The sequence below is a fragment of the Amycolatopsis sp. NPDC051061 genome, from assembly GCF_040682935.1.
Taxonomy (GTDB): Bacteria; Actinomycetota; Actinomycetes; order Mycobacteriales; family Pseudonocardiaceae; genus Amycolatopsis.
On record NZ_JBFBBZ010000043.1, the window covers coordinates 63,009 to 79,330 of the forward strand.

Annotated in this window: 19 protein-coding genes; 10 read left to right on the forward strand and 9 right to left on the reverse strand. The window is 71.7% G+C overall.

What is annotated here, in order from left to right:
* Positions 1–37: 37 nt before the first annotated feature.
* Both AB0N03_RS40125 and AB0N03_RS40130 read right to left on the reverse strand, forming a co-directional pair.
* Positions 38–1,522 carry a glycoside hydrolase family 28 protein gene (locus tag AB0N03_RS40125; RefSeq protein WP_364383824.1) on the reverse strand — a complete coding sequence of 495 codons (1,485 nt, stop codon included), beginning with the start codon at positions 1,520–1,522 and terminating at the stop codon, positions 38–40.
* Positions 1,523–1,719: 197 nt separating this feature from the next.
* Positions 1,720–2,292: an XRE family transcriptional regulator gene (locus tag AB0N03_RS40130; RefSeq protein ID WP_364383774.1), complete on the reverse strand. Its 573-nt coding sequence runs from the start codon at positions 2,290–2,292 to the stop codon at positions 1,720–1,722.
* Between the two features lie 18 nt (positions 2,293–2,310).
* Between AB0N03_RS40130 and AB0N03_RS40135 the strand changes: the two genes are divergently transcribed.
* Positions 2,311–2,799: an N-acetyltransferase family protein gene (locus AB0N03_RS40135; RefSeq protein WP_364383777.1), complete on the forward strand. Its 489-nt coding sequence runs from the start codon at positions 2,311–2,313 to the stop codon at positions 2,797–2,799.
* 10 nt (positions 2,800–2,809) lie between these two features.
* A complete protein-coding gene (locus tag AB0N03_RS40140; protein WP_364383780.1) occupies positions 2,810–2,962 on the forward strand; it encodes a hypothetical protein in 153 nt (50 codons plus the stop codon).
* On the opposite strand, the gene sigJ is transcribed toward AB0N03_RS40140, so the two are convergent.
* A complete protein-coding gene (gene sigJ, locus AB0N03_RS40145) occupies positions 2,959–3,819 on the reverse strand; it encodes an RNA polymerase sigma factor SigJ (RefSeq protein ID WP_364383782.1) in 861 nt (286 codons plus the stop codon). The two genes, AB0N03_RS40140 and sigJ, sit on opposite strands and share 4 nt — an antisense overlap.
* Positions 3,820–3,928: 109 nt before the next feature.
* Here sigJ and AB0N03_RS40150 point away from each other — a divergent pair, with 109 nt between their 5' ends.
* Together AB0N03_RS40150 and AB0N03_RS40155 are read left to right on the forward strand one after the other, a co-directional pair.
* The gene (locus AB0N03_RS40150; protein ID WP_364383785.1) at positions 3,929–4,558 is read left to right on the forward strand and encodes an LUD domain-containing protein; all 630 of its coding nucleotides are present in this window, start codon (positions 3,929–3,931) and stop codon (positions 4,556–4,558) included.
* A gap of 70 nt (positions 4,559–4,628) precedes the next feature.
* Positions 4,629–5,261, forward strand: coding sequence for a hypothetical protein (locus AB0N03_RS40155; protein ID WP_364383787.1), 633 nt, complete (start codon positions 4,629–4,631; stop codon positions 5,259–5,261).
* Here the strand turns inward: AB0N03_RS40155 and AB0N03_RS40160 are convergent.
* Positions 5,206–5,790 (reverse strand): XRE family transcriptional regulator, encoded by a 585-nt coding sequence (locus tag AB0N03_RS40160; RefSeq protein ID WP_364383789.1) that lies wholly within the window; start codon positions 5,788–5,790, stop codon positions 5,206–5,208. The genes AB0N03_RS40155 and AB0N03_RS40160 overlap by 56 nt on opposite strands.
* Before the next feature lie 77 nt (positions 5,791–5,867).
* Here AB0N03_RS40160 and AB0N03_RS40165 point away from each other — a divergent pair, with 77 nt between their 5' ends.
* The 3 genes from AB0N03_RS40165 to AB0N03_RS40175 all read left to right on the forward strand — a co-directional run bounded on the left by AB0N03_RS40165 (position 5,868) and on the right by AB0N03_RS40175 (position 8,024).
* Positions 5,868–6,800 carry an NAD(P)/FAD-dependent oxidoreductase gene (locus AB0N03_RS40165; RefSeq protein ID WP_364383792.1) on the forward strand — a complete coding sequence of 311 codons (933 nt, stop codon included), beginning with the start codon at positions 5,868–5,870 and terminating at the stop codon, positions 6,798–6,800.
* Positions 6,801–6,840: 40 nt separating this feature from the next.
* Entirely contained in the window at positions 6,841–7,296 is a 456-nt protein-coding gene (locus tag AB0N03_RS40170) for a group II truncated hemoglobin (RefSeq protein WP_364383795.1), read from the forward strand.
* 161 nt (positions 7,297–7,457) lie between these two features.
* Positions 7,458–8,024, forward strand: coding sequence for a TIGR03086 family metal-binding protein (locus AB0N03_RS40175; RefSeq protein WP_364383797.1), 567 nt, complete (start codon positions 7,458–7,460; stop codon positions 8,022–8,024).
* Here the strand turns inward: AB0N03_RS40175 and AB0N03_RS40180 are convergent.
* Positions 7,996–8,901 carry an NAD-dependent protein deacetylase gene (locus AB0N03_RS40180; RefSeq protein ID WP_364383800.1) on the reverse strand — a complete coding sequence of 302 codons (906 nt, stop codon included), beginning with the start codon at positions 8,899–8,901 and terminating at the stop codon, positions 7,996–7,998. The two genes, AB0N03_RS40175 and AB0N03_RS40180, sit on opposite strands and share 29 nt — an antisense overlap.
* 228 nt (positions 8,902–9,129) lie before the next feature.
* Between AB0N03_RS40180 and AB0N03_RS40185 the strand changes: the two genes are divergently transcribed.
* Entirely contained in the window at positions 9,130–10,554 is a 1,425-nt protein-coding gene (locus AB0N03_RS40185; protein WP_364383803.1) for a protein kinase, read from the forward strand.
* Here the strand turns inward: AB0N03_RS40185 and AB0N03_RS40190 are convergent.
* Both AB0N03_RS40190 and AB0N03_RS40195 read right to left on the reverse strand, forming a co-directional pair.
* Positions 10,544–11,458 (reverse strand): DUF3800 domain-containing protein, encoded by a 915-nt coding sequence (locus tag AB0N03_RS40190; protein WP_364383806.1) that lies wholly within the window; start codon positions 11,456–11,458, stop codon positions 10,544–10,546. The genes AB0N03_RS40185 and AB0N03_RS40190 overlap by 11 nt on opposite strands.
* 40 nt (positions 11,459–11,498) lie before the next feature.
* Positions 11,499–11,948 carry a DUF3291 domain-containing protein gene (locus tag AB0N03_RS40195; protein WP_364383809.1) on the reverse strand — a complete coding sequence of 150 codons (450 nt, stop codon included), beginning with the start codon at positions 11,946–11,948 and terminating at the stop codon, positions 11,499–11,501.
* Positions 11,949–12,045: 97 nt separating this feature from the next.
* Here AB0N03_RS40195 and AB0N03_RS40200 point away from each other — a divergent pair, with 97 nt between their 5' ends.
* Complete coding sequence (locus AB0N03_RS40200) at positions 12,046–13,539, forward strand: hypothetical protein (protein WP_364383812.1); 1,494 nt, start codon at positions 12,046–12,048, stop codon at positions 13,537–13,539.
* Here the strand turns inward: AB0N03_RS40200 and AB0N03_RS40205 are convergent.
* On the reverse strand, positions 13,536–13,805 hold the full coding sequence (locus AB0N03_RS40205) for a hypothetical protein (RefSeq protein WP_364383815.1): 270 nt from the start codon (positions 13,803–13,805) through the stop codon (positions 13,536–13,538). The two genes, AB0N03_RS40200 and AB0N03_RS40205, sit on opposite strands and share 4 nt — an antisense overlap.
* Before the next feature lie 1,334 nt (positions 13,806–15,139).
* Entirely contained in the window at positions 15,140–15,565 is a 426-nt protein-coding gene (locus AB0N03_RS40210; RefSeq protein WP_364383818.1) for an OsmC family protein, read from the reverse strand.
* A 433-nt stretch (positions 15,566–15,998) separates the two neighbouring features.
* Between AB0N03_RS40210 and AB0N03_RS40215 the strand changes: the two genes are divergently transcribed.
* Positions 15,999–16,262 (forward strand): hypothetical protein, encoded by a 264-nt coding sequence (locus tag AB0N03_RS40215; RefSeq protein WP_364383821.1) that lies wholly within the window; start codon positions 15,999–16,001, stop codon positions 16,260–16,262.
* Positions 16,263–16,322 lie beyond the last annotated feature (60 nt).

Here is a 16,322-nt window from a genome sequence, read left to right on the forward strand (position 1 = left end):
GGGTCCCGCGGCGGCGCCGGGGCCCGGCCGGCCGGTCCTACAGCTCTTGGTGGTCCGCGTGCTCCACCCGGGCCTCGGCCACCGGACGCCCGTCGCTCACCCGGAAGTCGTCCACGTCGTCCAGGACGAAGGTCGGCTTTCCCGCCTCGGCGCGGCAATGGTGCACATCGAGGTCCGCGACGTCCCGCACCACGAACGCCGGGCGCGTGTCGGGAACCCCGGCCCGGACGTCCACATTGTCCATGCTGATGCCCCGCGCGTGGCGGATGAAGAACCCGTACGCCGGCAACGTGCCGAACATCGACGGCTCCGGGTACGCCGTCTCCAGCTCCGGAGGGTTCTGGACCGCGTCGCCCGGGGTGAGGCCGCCCGCCAGGTGGTGGCGGATGTTGCTCAGCTTCACGTCCTCGATCGGGTGGCCCGGGATCCCCGCGAAGCACGACGGGTACCGCGGGTCGGCGTCGAACGTCGTCACGTCGCTGATGCTCACCCGGCGCAGGAACCCGACCGGGAGGCCCGCCGGACCGCGCATGCGTGCGCCCAGTCGCAGGAACAGCGGCATCTGGACCTTGCGCATCGTCAGGTTGCTGATCGTCACGTCCTCCAGCCACCCGCCGTCGACCGTCTCCAGCGCCAGGCCGCGGCAGTACTCGAAGACCACGTTCGAGATCGCGATGTTGCGGAACCCGCCGTTCGCTTCCGTACCGCACTTGATCCGCCCGGTGCGCCCGTACGACGCCGTCTTGAACGTGCCGTCCACCAGCGTGCCGAGGTCGTAGCCGCTGACGAAGCAGTTGTCGATGGTCACGTTTTCCGTGTCCCGCACCCGGTTCAGCGCGTACGAGCTCTTCAGCACGATCGCGTCGTCGTTCGGCGAGTTCACCGTCGTGGTGGCGATCCGGACGTTCTTGCAGCAGTCGATGTTGATGCCGTCGCGGTTGGTGTCGATCACCAGGCCGTCGATGCGGAAGTTGTCGACGCCGGTGGGCAGGATGCCGAAGTGCCCGCCGTTGACGATCGTGATGTCGCGGATCGCGACGTTGCGGCACAGCTTGAGCGCGATCGCCTTGTTGCCGTTGAGCGGCGCGGACTCCGCGCTGCCGCCGGCGACCAGCCCCTTGCCGTCGATCTTGCCCGGCCCCTCGATGGTGACGTTCTCCAGGTTTTCGCCCCAGATCAGGCTGTTGTGCCAGTGGCTGTGCCCGAAGTCCTGGTACGGGTTGCCCGCGCCCGGCTCGGCCGGGTCGTAGCCGTTGCCGCCCGCGGGGGCGGCCGCGAGGATCGTCGCGTTCGCCGCCAGGTACAGCGCCACGTTGCTCTTGAGGTGGATCGAATAGCTCGCGTACGTCCCGGCCGGGAAGTAGACGGTCCCGCCGCGGGTCGCGGCCGCGTCGATCGCGCGGTTGATGGCGGCGGTGTCGATCGTGCGCCCGTCGCCCTTCGCACCGAACTTCGTGATGTCGAAGAACCGGCCCGGCGTGCTGTCCTCGGCCGCGAGGGCCGGAGATCCGATGAATGGCAGTGCGGCGCCCGCCGCCGCTCCCCAGGTGACCGCACGACGGCGGCTCAACGCTTCGCCCACGAAAGCTCCCTTTCCTCGCCATGACGGAAACACCGCGCGGTGTTTCCGACGGCGGATCGGGAATGCGCGAACTCAGGCTAGGAGCAAGTGATCGGATGAGTCAAGCAGCCCTTCGCGAACCGCGTCACCCCGGTTTCTCACGGCCGAGGAGAGCGCGGGCGCATCACGAGCGCGGCGACGTGGTACTCACAGGCCTCATCACCCCGGTTCGCGTACGAATGCGTTACGTCGGCGGGAAAGTAGACGGAATCACCCGCCGCCAGCACGTGCTCCGCCGAGCCGACGCCCAGCCACAGCACCCCTGACTCCACCGCGACGAACTCGTGCGAACCCGGCGCGTACGCGGGAAACGTGCCCGCGTCGCAGTGCGGCGGCAAGGTCGTGCGGATCCATTCGAAGTTGACGCCGGGGACGACCGGCGTCACCACCGTGCGGTGCCAGCCACCCGGCTCGGCGACGTGGTCCTGCTCGGCCGCGCGGCGGACGATCACCCCGTCGGTCTCCAGGTCGGCCAGCAGGCGCGACAACGACACCCCGAGGCCGTCGGCGATGCGGGACAGCACCACCACCGTCGGCGTCTTTTCGCCGCGCTCGATGGCCGACAGCATGCTGACGCTCACCCCGGCTTCCTTGGCCAGGGCGCTCAACGCCAGCCCGCGGTCGGACCGCAGCGCGTGCAGGCGGCGGCCGAGGCTCGCGGGATCGATCATTCCTCTATAATAACGGTCGTGTCCACTATAGAGGAAGCGACGGTGAGCCACGCCGAAGGCATCGCGGCCGTCTTCGCGCCTTACGTCACCGGCTCGGTCGTCACCTTCGAGACCACGCCGCCGACCACGGACCAGTGGCGCGCGAAGGTCCGGGACAACCAGCTGCCCTTTCTCGTGCTGACGGAGGCGGACGCTGTCCTGGGCTATGCGCTGGCCGCGCCGTGGCGGCCGAAACCCGCGTACCGGCACTCGGTGGAGACGACGATCTACCTCGCGTCCGAAGCCACCGGACGCGGTCTCGGCCGCCGCCTGCTGGACGAGCTGCTGAAGCGCTGCGGCGAGGCCGGGGCCCGACAGGCGATCGCCGTCGTCGTCGACTCGGGCAGCCCCGCGTCGCGGAACCTGCACCGCGCGGCCGGGTTCACCGACGCCGGCGTGCTGCGGCGCGTCGGGTTCAAGCACGGCCGGTGGCTCGACACCCTGCTGATGCAGCGCGAGCTGGGCTGAGCATGCTTCGGTGAACAGCGCGTTGCGACGGGCCCGCGAGAGGCACGCGCCATCGCAAAGCCAGCAGGCGGACTTCGTCGCGGCGTGGGAACGCGCGGAGATCACCGGCTTCCTCGACCCGGCGATGTACGCGGGCTTCGGGCTGCCGCCGGAACTCCCCTAGTCCGTCCAGCGCCGCAGTTTCTCGGGGTTGCGGACGACCCAGATGTGCCGGATCCGGTCGTCCGCGACCTCGAACGCGAAGACCGTCACGACGACGCCGTCCTGCCGGGCGACCAGGCCGGGCCGTCCGTTGACCGTGCGCTCGACGAACGTCATGGTGGCGGGCTTCCGCCCGGCCAGCTCGATCCAGGCGTGCGCGATCCGCTCGCCACCCTCGATGGGGTGCGGGAAGGCGAGGGCGAGGCCGCCGCCGTCGGCGATCGCCGTGGCGCCGGGGTCGAGCAGGCCGATCAGCGCGTCGATGTCCTTCGCCTCCCACGCCCGCTTGAACTCGCGGACGATCCCCGCCTGCCGGGCCACCGGAGTCACGGGGTCGTGCGACGCGCGGATCCGGCGCCGGGCCGAGGAAGCCAGCTGGCGGCACGCGGCCGGCGTCCGTCCGACAATCTCGGCGACCTCCGCGAAGGAGTGGCAGAAGACGTCGTGCAGGACGAACGCGACGCGCTCGGCCGGGGTCATCGACTCGAGCACGACGAGGAAGGCCATGCTGACCGACTCGTCCAGGGTGACCCGGTCGGCCGGGTCGTCCGCCGGGTGCTCCGGCACCGGCTCGGGGATCCATTCGCCCACGTAGGTCTCGCGCCGGGCCCGCGCCGATCCCAGCACGTTGAGGCAGATGCGGCCGGTGACCGTCGTCAGCCAGGCGCCCGGGGACTCGATGGCGTCCCGCCGCGGCCGGGACAGCGCGAACCAGCGGGTGTAGGCCTCCTGGACGGCGTCCTCGGCTTCGGCGAGGGAGCCCAGGAGCCGGTACGCGAGGTTGAGCAGCCGGCGCCGCTCGCTCATGAGCGCGTCCATGTTCGTCACCCTCTTACGACAAGACAGCGGCCCCGGATGTCAGGCCTCACATTCCGGGTGGCTGCGTGGTCGTACCCGGGAAACCGATCCGACCACACCAGGAGCCGCCATGACCACCCAGCTGCCGGTCACCCCTTTCGCCGACCCGGCGCCCGCCGAACGCCTGGAACGGGCGGCCGCCGCGCTGACCGCCCACGGGTTCGCCGCGGAGATCCTCGACGACGCCGCGGCCGCGCGGACCCGCGTCGCCTCGTTGATCCCGGCCGGCGCCAGCGTGTTCACCGGGGCCAGCGAAACCCTGCGTCTTTCGGGCATCGACGCGGACATCAACGGCGGCGAGCGGTACCACGCCGTCAAGCCGCTGGTCCTGGCGCTGGACCGGGCGACCGGCGCCGACGAGATCCGGCGGCTGCTCGCGAGCCCCGACGTCGTGGTGGGAAGTGTCGCCGCCGTCACCGAAACCGGCTCGCTCGTGGCCGCGTCGGGGAGCGGAAGCCAGCTGCCCGCCTACTCCGGCGGTGCCGGTCGCGCGATCTGGGTCGTCGGAGCGCAGAAGGTGGTGCCCGACCTGGAGACCGCGTTGCGCCGCGTCGAAGAGCACTGCCTCCCGCTGGAGAGCGTGCGGACGCGGGAGGTCCACGGGTGGCCCAGCGCCGTCAACCGGTTGCTGGTCCTCAACGCGGAGCCCCGGCCGGGACGCGCCACGGTCCTGCTGCTGCGGGAAGCGATCGGCTTCTGAGGGTCACGGGAGCGGGGGGAACTCGGCGCAGGAGGTAGCTTGCCCGTCCGCGGCACGCGAAGATGAGCCGGTGGACGACCGTCCGGACAGCTCCACCGCGATCCTCCTCGCCGAGTACGCGGCGCTCCGCAGCGAGACCGAACGCCGCTCGACGATCCAATGGAACGTCTTCGCCCTGCAGATCGCCTCGGCCGGCGCGATCATCAGCCTGGCGATCGCGTCCGCCGCCGACTCCGCGCTGCTCCTCGTGGTTCCGCTCACCTCGTACGTGCTGGGCAACCGCTACCTCCTGCACGACTTCCACCTCAAGCTGATCCACCGGTACGTCCGGGACTCCTTGAGCGCGCGGTTGTCCGGGAACCTCCAGTGGGAAGCCTGGCGGGACCGCGAGCTGGACCGCGAAACGGCTCCCGGGCGGTGGTTCACCTCGACCGGCTGGAACGCCGTGCACCCGACCCGGCTCGCCTTCGTGGGAGTCGCCGCGCTGGCCCTCGCCGGGGCCTTGGTCGCCGGGATCTTCCTGTGGATCGGCCGGTCACCCGCCTGGTACGTGATCACCGCGTTCGGCCTCGGCTGGGTGTTGGACGCACTGGCGACCGCGAGGCTGCACCGGATCTTCAGCGGCGCCCGCGACCGCCCGCCGAGCCCTACCGGGACTTCGCCCGCAGGTGGAGCCGCTCCCCCTGCTTCCCGAACAGGCTGAGGATCTCCGCGGGCCGCCCGACCGCGCCGAACCAGTGGGGCAACCTCGTGTCGAACTCCGCCGCCTCGCCCGGGCCCAGCGTCAGGTCGCGGTCGGCCAGGATCAGCCGCAGCCGGCCCGACAGGACGTACAGCCACTCGTAGCCCTCGTGGACCTGCGGGTCCGGCTCGCCCGTCTCCGGTTCGAGGATCATCTTGAACGCCTGGGGCGCGCCCGGCTGGCGGGTCAGCGGCAGGACCGTCATCGTCGCCCCGTTCGCGCGCGGGAAGCGGCGCGCCGTCAACCGGACGCGGGGGTCGCCGACCTCGGGCGCGCCCACCAGCTCGTCGAGGGGCACCTGGTGGGCCTGCGCGATCGGCAGCAGCAGCTCGAGGCTCGGCTTGCGCTGGCCGGACTCCAGCCGGGACAGCGTGCTCTTCGAGATGCCCGTCGCCGCCGAAAGGTCGGCCAGCGTGACCCGCCGCTGCGTGCGGACCCGCTTGAGCCGGGGGCCGACCTCGGCCAGGGCGTGGGTGATGGCGTCCGTCATGCTCCCAGGAAACGCCCTTGTCCCGAAAACGGCAACATTTGTTGTCGGAACCGCGAAGCCGGGTTCATGGTGGCGGCATGACCGGAAACAGCTATGACGTCCTGGTGGTGGGTGGCGGCGCCGCGGGCCTGAATGCCGCCCTGATGCTCGGCCGCGCGCGGCGGCGCGTCGTGGTCGTCGACGGCGGCTCCCCCCGCAACGCTCCCGCCGAACACATGCACGGCTTCCTCTCCCGCGACGGCCTGCCGCCGTCCGAACTGCTCAAGATCGGCCGCGAGGAGCTCGCGGGCTATGGCGTCGAGATCGTCGAAGACCAGGTGAGCGGGCTCGAACCCGGCTTCACCGCGCGGCTCGCGAGCGGCCGGGAGCTGACCGCCCGGCGCGTCCTGGTCGCGACCGGCGTCCACGACGACCTGCCGGTCATCCCGGGCCTGCGCGAAAGCTGGGGCACCGACGCGGTGACCTGCCCGTACTGCCACGGCTACGAGGTCCGCGACCAGCCGCTCGGCGTGCTCGGCACCGAGCCCGCGAGCGTCGAGCACGCGCTGCTGGTGCGCCAGTGGTCGCCCGACGTCGTGTACTTCGCGCACACCGCGCCTCCGTCCGAAGAGGACCGTGAGCGGCTCGACGCGCGGGGCATCCGCGTCGTCGACGGGACCGTCACCGCCCTGCGACGCGAAGACGGCCACCTCACCGGGCTCGAGCTCGGCGCGCGGTTCGTCCCGCGGGCGGCACTGTTCGTCCGGACGCAGACCGTCGCGCACGACGAGCTGATGCGCGCGCTCGGCTACCAAGAGACCGACCCGATGGGCAAGACGAACGTGCCGGGCGTGTGGGCGGCCGGGAACGTCGTCGACGCGCGGGCGACCGTGATCATCGCCGCCGCCCAGGGCGCGGCCGCCGGCGGCGCGCTCAACCACGACCTCGTGACCGAGGACGTCCGGCGGGCGGTCGACGCGTTCGGCGGCTTCACCCCCGAAGCCGAGCGCGCGGCCGCGGCGGCGCGCTGACGTCCTGGCGTTCGGCGGCGGCGCGTGCCAGGCTCGGCGGGTGCGTCCGACCCTGTACGACTTCGCCGGCGGCGACCCCGCGTTCCGCGCGCTGGCCGCCGCCCACCACGAGCGCTGCCTGGCCGACCCCGAGCTGAACCACCCGTTCTCACACCCGGGGCAGCACCCGCAGCACGTCGACCGGCTGGCCCGGTACTGGGCCGAGGTCATGGGCGGGCCGCCACGGTTTTCGCAGGAGTGCAGCGACCACTCGGCGATGCTGCGGATGCACGCCGGCAACGGCGACATGAGCGACCTCGGCCGCCGGTTCGTCGAGTGCTTCGTGCGCGCCGCGGACGACGCCGGCCTGCCCGCCGATCCGGAATTCCGCGCCGCGCTGCGGTCCTACATGGAGTGGGCGGTGGCCGAGGTCCTCACCTACCCGGGCCCGGCCGACGACGTGCCCGGCGGGCTCGCGATGCCGCGCTGGTCGTGGCACGGGTTGCAGCCGGTGTAACGCCCGGGGCGCCCGCCGCGTCTTGTGGGGCAACGACCGGCTGTGGAGGTCCGTCGCAGAGCCGGTCCGGGCGCGTTTCCCCCCGACCTGTCCGGGCCGGCTCGCCCACCACGTCCGATTCCCGCGAGCGTCGCCGCCGCGAGCCGGGCCAGAGTGGACGCATGCTCCTCGACCGCTACCTGCTCGCCGGCAAGGGTTTCGAACACCACGTCCGCGCGGTGCCGCCCGACGGCTGGGGCGCGCCGACCCCGTGCTCCGCATGGGACGTGCGGGCGCTCGTGAACCACATGACCCGCGGCAACCTCAACTACATCGGGCTGCTGCGCGGTGCCACCCGCGACGAGTTCCTGGCGCAGCGCGACGCCGACGCGCTCGGCGACGACCCGGTGACGGCGTTCACCGAATCGGTCCGGGACTGCGCGGCGGCCTTCGCCGAAGAGGGTGCGCTGGACCGGGTCGTCGACTACCCGCTGGGCAAGCTGACCGGGCGGCGCGCGCTGGCCGTCCGCACCACCGACAGCACCGTGCACACCTGGGACCTCGCCCGCGCGCTCGGCGCCGACGAGACGCTGGATCCGGGTCTCGTGGCGTGGATCGACGAGAGCTACGACGACATCTTCGCCGGGCTGGCGCTGAACCCGCGGGTGTTCGCCGAGCCGCCGCCCGGTGCGCCCGGCGCGTCCCGCCAGGACCGGCTGCTCACGCGCTTCGGCCGCGACCCTCGCTGAGGTCGCAGCCCAGCCGCGCGGCCAGCTCGGTCAGCGCCCGGCCCAGCGGCCGGTCGACGCGCACCGAGGCGTAGCGGTCGCCGCGGGTCTCACCGCGGTTGACGATCACCACCGGCTTGCCCGCGGCCGCCGCGTGGCGGACGAAGCGCAGGCCGGACATCACCGTCAGGGAGGACCCCAGCACCAGCAGCGCGCCGGCCTCGTCGACCAGCCGATAGCACTGCTCGACGCGCGGCCGCGGCACGTTCTCGCCGAAGAACACGACGTCCGGCTTGAGCACTCCGGCGCACTCCGCGCAGGGCACCGGCGTGAACCGGCGGACGACGTCTCCGGGCAGCTCGACGTCGCCGTCCGGGTTGATCCGGGTGGCCGCGCCCTCGAAGTCCGGGTTGGCGGCCCGCAGCCGCCGGTCCAGCTCGGCGCGCGGGCCGGTGCGGCGGCAGTCCAGGCAGATCACGCGGTCCAGGCTGCCGTGCAGCTCGACGGCGTCCGCGGTGCCGGCCGCCTGGTGCAGGCCGTCGACGTTCTGCGTGATGACGCCGCCGAGGTACCCGCCCTCGTGCAGGGCGGCGACCGCGCGGTGGCCGTCGTTGGGGTCGGCACGGGCGATGGTGCGCCAGCCGAGGTGGCTGCGCGCCCAGTACCGCTGCCGGCCCTCGGCGCTGGTCACGAACTCGTCGTAGGTCATCGGCGTGTGCCGGCGCAGGCTGCCGGTTTCGCCGCGGTAGTCGGGGATCCCGGACTCGGTGGACAGCCCGGCACCGCTGAGCACGGCGACCCCGCGCCGCGCGACGACGTCGGTGAGCTCGTCGAGGCTCGAGGTCCGGGGCAGCGGCGCGTCCGGGGACGTCCAGGTCAGGGTGGGGCGGGTCCGCACCAGCCCAGGGTACGTGGGCCGGGGAAGTGCTTCTCGAACCCTGTAACGCCACGCCGGATAGGGCAGACTTCCCGGTGTCTGCGGGAGGGAAGAGCGTGGGCCAGGCAAAGCCGGTGGCCGGGTCGGGCTCGGCGGTCTTCCGGCGGCGTCGGCGGGTACGGTGGCACGTCCTGCCGGACCGCCGGCACCGAGCCGCGACGACTTTGCGGAACCCTGGAAGGGAAGAGCGTGAGCGGGCAGTTCGGGCCGTACCGGATCGAGTCGTTGATCGCCCGCGGCGGCATGGGCGAAGTCCACCGCGCTTACGACACGCGCCACGACCGCGTCGTCGCGTTGAAGCTGCTCGCGCCGGACTTCGCGGCCGACCACGACTTCCAGGAGCGGTTCCGGCGCGAGGCCCACGCGGTGGCGCGGCTGCGCGAGCCGCACGTGATCCCGATCCACGCCTACGGCGAGATCGACGGGCGCCTGTACCTCGACATGCGGCTGGTCGACGGCGACAACCTCGGCACCCGGCTGGCCGCGGGCGGGGCCCTCGCGCCGGCCGAGGCGGTCGACGTCGTCGGCCAGGTCGCCCAGGCCCTGGCCGCCGCGCACGCCGAAGGCCTCGTGCACCGGGACGTCAAGCCGTCGAACGTGCTGGTCGGCGCGACCGGGTTCGCCTACCTCGTGGACTTCGGCATCGCCCGCGCGGCCGGCCCCGGCACCGAGCTCACCGCCACCGGCGGCGCCGTCGGGACGCTCGACTACATGGCGCCCGAGCGCTTCACGGACGCGCCGACCGATCACCGGGTCGACGTCTATTCGCTCGCCTGCGTGCTGCACCAGTGCCTGACCGGCAGCAAGCCGTTCACGGCGTCGACCACCGCGTCGCTGATCGGCGCGCACCTGCACCAGCCGCCGCCGCGTCCGAGCACGCTGCGGCCCGGGCTGCCCGCGGCGTTCGACGCCGTGATCGCGCGGGGCATGGCGAAGAACCCCGCGGAGCGCTTCGGCGGAGTCGCCGAGCTGGCGGACGCCGCCCGCGCCGCGCTCGGCGGGACGAGCCCGGTCCGCGCCACCGCTCCCCCGACCCGGCAGGCCACCAGCCCGGCGCCGGCCGCCACCGAGGTGCGCCGGTGGCCGTCGAAGGCACCGTGGCTGGTGGCCGGCGTGGCGCTGCTGGCGCTGATCGGCGTCGTCGGGTGGTTCACGATCCTGAAGCCGTCGTCGCAGGCCCAGCCGACCCCGGCCGCGACGTCCTCCGCCACCGCGCCCCCGGTGACCGCTCCGCCGGTCACGACCACGCAGGTGAGCGACCGGACGTCCGTCGCCACCAGCGTCGCGAGCAGCGCCGACCTCGGCCTGGCGACCGCGATGACCACGCCGGCGTGCGACGGCTCGTACGTCGTCGTGCTCGGCTCCGCCATCGCCCCGGCCCGCTATCGCGCCGACGTCCAGCAGTTCCTCGCCGCCCATCCCGGCGCGCGGTACCTGCACTCGCCGACCACCGGCTGCGGCTCGCTGCGGCAGCAGGTGAACGGCGCCGACGTCTACGCGGTGTTCGACGGGCCGTTCGCTTCGAAGGCGTCCGCGTGCGCGCGGCGCGGCGGGAGCGCGTACGTCAAGCAGCTCGACAACACGTCGTCGCCGGCGCAGGTCGTCAGCTGCTGAGCGCGTTCCAGACGGACTCGGCGTCCACAAAGGACTCCAGCAGGCCGGTCAGCACGGGGTCGCCGTGTCCGTTCAGCGCGTCGGAGGCGATCCGGCGGGCGACGCCGGCGAGGAAGTCGGCGACCTGCACGCGCGCGTCGGACCGGGAGTCGACGAACCGGACGCCGGCCAGCCGGTGCCCGAGCGTGACCTTCAGCTGCAGCACACGTTCGGCGGTCAGGGCGAGCTGCTCGTCGTGGACGAGGGCGACCGGGGTGCCGTCCGCGCTGAAGTGCCGGACGGTGTGGACCACGGCGGGCACCAGCGGATCCAGCACCGGGACGAGGCCGGGATCGCTCGCCAGCCGGGCGCGGTAGGCGGCCACGCGGTCGGCGCCTTCTTCCAGCCGGCCCATGATCTCACCGGCTTCGCCGTCGCCCGCGAGCTCGCCGGCCAAGGCGAAGAACTCCTCGGGCGACGTCGTCACGCCGCGCCGGGGCCTCAGGCGCAGGACGCTGGTGAACGCGGCGAGGAAGTAGGCCCAGCGGTCGGCGCCGAAGGCGGCGGGCCCGGCCCGGTGGAGGGTGCGCGCCATGGCTTCGGTGCCGTGCTCGGCCAGCAGCGTGACCGCGGCCCGCACGGCGAAGAAGGTCTTGTCGGTCAAGTGGACGTGCCCGCGGCCGGCGAGCGGGCCGGCCGGGTCGAGCAGCCACTCGAGGACCGGCCGGTGCTTGCCGCGCAGCAGGTGGTTGGCCTTGTACTCCTCGGCGGGCGAGCCGATGCGCGCGCGGATCTCTTGGACGCAGGCCCGCGCGGCCTCGGGGGTCAGCCGGACCCCGGCGTGGGCGAAGACGTCGGTTTCGCCCCCGACGAGGTTTTCGCCCTCGGAACCCGACTCGTCGCAGGCGATCTCGACCGGGTTCACCGCTCCGATGGTGCCAGACCGGCGGGTGGCCGGCGACCGATTACCGGCTGCGGCGTCCGTCCACGGTGAACCGGCGGAGCAGCGAGAAGGCTTGCGGTGAGGGTCCGTGGTCCCGGAGGAACCCCAGCCGCGCGAGCGCCTGGTCGACGGTGGGGCGCCGGCCGTCGGCCACCCACCACAGGGCGGTGGACGGCTGCGGCGTGGGCGCGAACCAGTCCCGGCGGCGCAGGAGGAACCTCCCGTGGACGCTGCGGTAGACGAACTCGTGGAGGCTGCGGTAGTCGCGCCAGACGGAGACGTTGACGACGACCTCGACGCCGGCGGAGGTGGCGAGGACGGCGTGCCCGCCGGAGCCCAGCCGCCAGACGAAGCCAGGAGCGGCTTCGGCAAGCCGCGCGACGGCTTCGAAGGCGTTCGCGAAGCCGGCCATGGCGGGATCGTCCAGCGGGGCGCGAGGGATCGCGACGTTCACCTGAGCCAGCTCGGCCACCGCGCCAGCCTAAGCCCGGCCGTCACGGTTGGGCCACGACGGCTAACGACCATGGCCGGTCCGCTGACTAGCGGGAGTAAGTGCTCTGGAGGCTCCGATGCCCACGAACGACCGGCCCGCCCGGCTCGCGCTGACGGCTGCCGTGCTCGTCCTGCTGCTGGGCGGGGCCGGAGTCCTCGTGCAGCACCACTTCGCGACCGGGCCGGGTGGGACGGTCACCGCAACCGGGATTGAGGTCGACGCCTCCGCCGGCACGAGCGTTTCCGTGCGGCCGGCGCCGGAACCCGGGTTCGCGGTGCCCCTGACGCGCCGGGTCGGCGGTGGTGCCGAGCTGGACTTGAACGGCGGTCGGCGAGCGCGGGTGCGGATCTCCGTCCCGGACGCGCCGCCGCCCGGGTTCGCGCCCGTCGTCATCACCGGAACCAAGCTCGTCCCGGCGGCTTACGACGCTTCGACCCGCAGCATCGTCGCGGAACTGACCCGCGGCGGCGCGTTCTGGGGCGGCCTCCTCGACTTCGCCGCGCTCGGTCGCGTGGTCGTGCCGGACCCGGCGCCGCGGCCGGACTGCGCCGGGCGCTCGGCCAGCTCCGGCGGCCTCACCATCGGGCTCGGCGGGCCCGGCCCGGCCGCGCCCGTCTCCACCTGTCTGACCGCCGGCAACGGCCGCGCGAGCGTCACCCTCACCTCGCACACCCGGGTGCCCTACCGGCTCGCCCTGCCGGCCGGCTGGCCCGAACCCACCGCCCGGACCGCCGCCGCGAGCACGTCCGCCGTGCAGCTGTTCGGCCGCCCACGTCAACGCGACCTGCTGTGGCCCGGCTCCGGCGTCACCTACGACGTCCCGCTCGCCAGCCTGCCGGCGACGCTCAAGGGCCAAGCCGAGCCCGGACCGGAGATCGGCACGACCCTCGCCGCGGCGGCGCACCACCTCGCCTCGCTGTTCGGGCTGACCGGCGCCCCCGAGCCGTCCCCCGGCACCCTGACCTGCGCCGCGCAGTACACCGCGGACCAGCCGGCCACCGTGTGGGCGGCGCTCGGACCCTGTCACCTGGACGGCGGCGACGTCGTGCGCCGGTTCCTCGCCCCCGGCGTCGGGCCGGTGACGAGCAGTCTCACGACGGCGAACCCCGTCTTCGAAGCCGCCATCACCACCAGCCGCGCGCAGCGGTTCACGCAGACCACCGAATACCGGCCGCGCACCGGCGCCACGACGTCCCGGGCGACCGGCGCCTGCGGCTCGGTGTCCGCGGTGTCCGGCCGCCACGACGCCTACCGCTGCACGTCCGGCGCTACCACGTACGACCCGTGCTTCGCCGCGCCGGGAACGCGGGTCGTCTGCCCGGCTTCGGCGACGAAGGCCGTCCTGCTGACCTACACCGGCGCCCTGCCGGCCCCGCCGCGGCCCGGCGGTACCGCCGACGCGTTCCTGCTCACCCTGGACAACGGCCTGCAGTGCGCGGCCGTCGCCGACGACTCGGCCCCCGGCACCCGGTTCGCCTGCGCCGACGGCACCGTCCTGCGCGGCGAAGCGGACACGTCAAGTCCACTGTGGACCGTCGACGGGTGGACCGTTTCGAAGGCCTACACCTAGGCCGGCAACGGCAGCTGGTGGTGTTGTGGCAGCTCATCCTGGTGGTGGTCGACGTGGCGATGGCGCAGCGGGATCGGGTGCGCCGCGGCCCTGTGCAGGACCTCGTTCTCCTGTTTCGGCAGCCGGTTGCGTTTACGCGGCTCTCGCAGCTCGGCGAACTCCTCGCGGGTCACTCCGGGCCGGGTGCGGCCCTCGATGTCGGCGGCTCGCAGCCAGTCGGCCGGACACGACTCGGAGATCGCGAGATCCTTTGCGACCTGCGTCAACGGTGTCTCGCCGCGACGGGCCACTGCGCCGATATCGGCACGGAACCCAGGGGTGGGGCTTGGGCACGATGACAGCCTTCCAGGCGAGGCCGAAGCCTCACAGGTGAGGTGTCGACCAGAACCTGGGCAGACCTGAGTAAACATTGTGGCGCACAGGGTGGCGCCCGATCTGCTCGAATATTGTGCCCTTTAAGTCAGACAAGGACTCGACCAGCAGATTCTCGCCCTGCGTGCCGTTGACACGAAAACCCGGTTGCCCTTACCGTACTTGCACGAATTCGATTGAGATATCCTCCAGCTCCTGATGGCTCGCCGACCGACTGAAACCAAGAGAGGCGTACCAATAATGCGATTTCGCTCTCCGATCGTGGCAAGTGTCGCTGCCGCGGCACTTGCAGCCTGCGTTTCTCCCGCTTTTGCCTCCACAGCTCACGTCGCCGACAGCAATGTCGGCACATATCATCCGGCCCCTGTCCCCAACGTCGCCATCGGCCCCGTCGGCACCACGGAAAACACTTACAACATAGACGTAAAAGTCACCGCACGCTATGTAATCCGATTCCAGGTCAATTACCCGGAGACTTCGTCAGTGCTGAGCTCCTCGGTTGACGGAACGGCGTTGCCTGACGTTGTATCGCCGATCAAGAGCGGTGCATTCGCGGCTTTCGCGTACACCAGGTCGTTCAAGCTGGCTCCCGGTCAGCATTCTGTCACGGTGCAAGCTTCGGTACTGCCTAGCGGAGTCGGGATCTACGCGACATTGGACGACGCCACCGCCACGCGTCCGTAGGTTTCATTCCAGACGGCTTTCGCTTCCTCGGGCCGACCTCACCCCGCGGAAGCGAATCAGGGATTTGCTGACCCCCTTCCCCGGTGCAGTCGTGGCCTCGCGGGGAAGGGGGTCACCGCACCCAAGCCCTGTCCCCGCCAGATCGGCAGACCAGGCCGCGGTCTTGTTTCCACCATGATCGCGGGCGAACTGAGTGCGACGACCCGGCGGACGCCTGCGGCGAACGCTTCATCCAAAGGGTGACACCAGCCGTGCGGGCTGGGCGTCATCGTTGCCTCACCAAACCGTATGAACTCTCGTACGTCACGGTCGTCGCCGTCGAAGGCGGGCATTTCTTAACAGGCGCCGGAGAAGTTCGCAGACGCAATCGCGGACCCCTCCGGCGCCGGATCAGATGAATCCCCGCCCACACCGGATAAGCGACCTACGGGGCACCGACTGCGCAATCTCGCCGACTCGTCATCATCTGGATCCGCACCAGTGGTCCCACCCTAGGTGAACACCGCGGTGGAGTACACGAACAGGGCAGACGCCGACTGAGTATTCAGACCAGCGTCGCTTCCAGAGTGATCTCCACAGCAGCCAGCGCCTTCGAGACCACGCAGCCCGCCTTCGCCGCATCGGCGAGCTTCGCGAAGTCGTTCCCGTCGATGCCAGGGATATCGGCTTGCGTCTTCAAATCGATCCGGGAGATCTCGAACCCACCTTCGACCGATGAAAGCCGCACGGCCGCGCTCGTCTCCACCGAGCGGGGCGAATACCCCGCACCCTCCAGGATGTGGGTAAAAGCCATCGAGAAGCAACCCGCGTGCGCCGCCGCGATCAGTTCCTCGGGATTCGTTCCCTTACCGTCCTCGAATCGAGACAAGAAGCTGAACGACCCTTCATACGCCCCCGAGCCGAGCGCCATCGAGCCGGAACCTTCCACGATCGAACCCTGCCAACGTGCCGTCGACATCCGCGTAGCCATTTTCTGTTCCCCTTTGTCATTGCAGCCCGGTCGATCGCCGGGCGCCCTGGAGGGCACGGTATCGAATAAAGGGTAGTTACCCGCAAGGACAAGTAGTCTCCGAGCGGAACCACCGAGGTCTGTGGCAGGTGACCGTTCGCCGGACTCGATACGTCTACCGGCGGCGGTCAGTGGAATTGCGGAGGTCGCGATGAGGGTTGTGTTCGTGCCTGGGCCGTGCGAGACGGGTCGTGGTGGTGGCACCGCATGACCGGGCTCCTCCAGGAGCGGGGGTAGCGAGCGTGACGCCGGAACTGCCGAGAGACCGGCGTGCCAGGGGGTGCGGGTGGTCCAGGGCTGCCTCCTGAGTCTCTCGTGACCAGCGCGGAGAAGCTGCTGTTGAAGGCCTACGCGGCCCACAACGAGCAAGACGCCGACGACCTTTCTTGAGCTCGTGAGCGACGACGTCGGCTGGCCGGACGGCGCGAACCGGTTGCCCGGCAGGGCCGTCGTCAAGACGTACTGGCCGAACCAGTGGACCCACACGCGCACCCACGACCGGCCGCCGGCGTTCACCCCTCTGCCCGGTGGCCGGGTCACCGTCCGGATCAGCCAGGTCGTCCGATCGGACAGCGAGCGTGACGCCGGACCGCCGTCCCGGGGAATCCGTCAGGGGATTCCCCTAGTACTGCAACGGCAGTCGGGTGGCGTGTGGTAGATCATCCTGGTGGTGGTCGATGTGGTGATGGATCAGCTGGACCGGGTGCATGAGCGGATC

Coding starts and splice junctions, on each gene's coding strand:
- AB0N03_RS40130 (WP_364383774.1), bottom strand. CDS start 2,292: ATGATCGATCCCGCGAGCCTCGGCCGCCGCCTGCACGCGCTGCGGTCC.
- sigJ (WP_364383782.1), bottom strand. CDS start 3,819: ATGGACGCGCTCATGAGCGAGCGGCGCCGGCTGCTCAACCTCGCGTAC.
- AB0N03_RS40150 (WP_364383785.1), top strand. CDS start 3,929: ATGACCACCCAGCTGCCGGTCACCCCTTTCGCCGACCCGGCGCCCGCC.
- AB0N03_RS40160 (WP_364383789.1), bottom strand. CDS start 5,790: ATGACGGACGCCATCACCCACGCCCTGGCCGAGGTCGGCCCCCGGCTC.
- AB0N03_RS40165 (WP_364383792.1), top strand. CDS start 5,868: ATGACCGGAAACAGCTATGACGTCCTGGTGGTGGGTGGCGGCGCCGCG.
- AB0N03_RS40175 (WP_364383797.1), top strand. CDS start 7,458: ATGCTCCTCGACCGCTACCTGCTCGCCGGCAAGGGTTTCGAACACCAC.
- AB0N03_RS40200 (WP_364383812.1), top strand. CDS start 12,046: ATGCCCACGAACGACCGGCCCGCCCGGCTCGCGCTGACGGCTGCCGTG.
- AB0N03_RS40210 (WP_364383818.1), bottom strand. CDS start 15,565: ATGGCTACGCGGATGTCGACGGCACGTTGGCAGGGTTCGATCGTGGAA.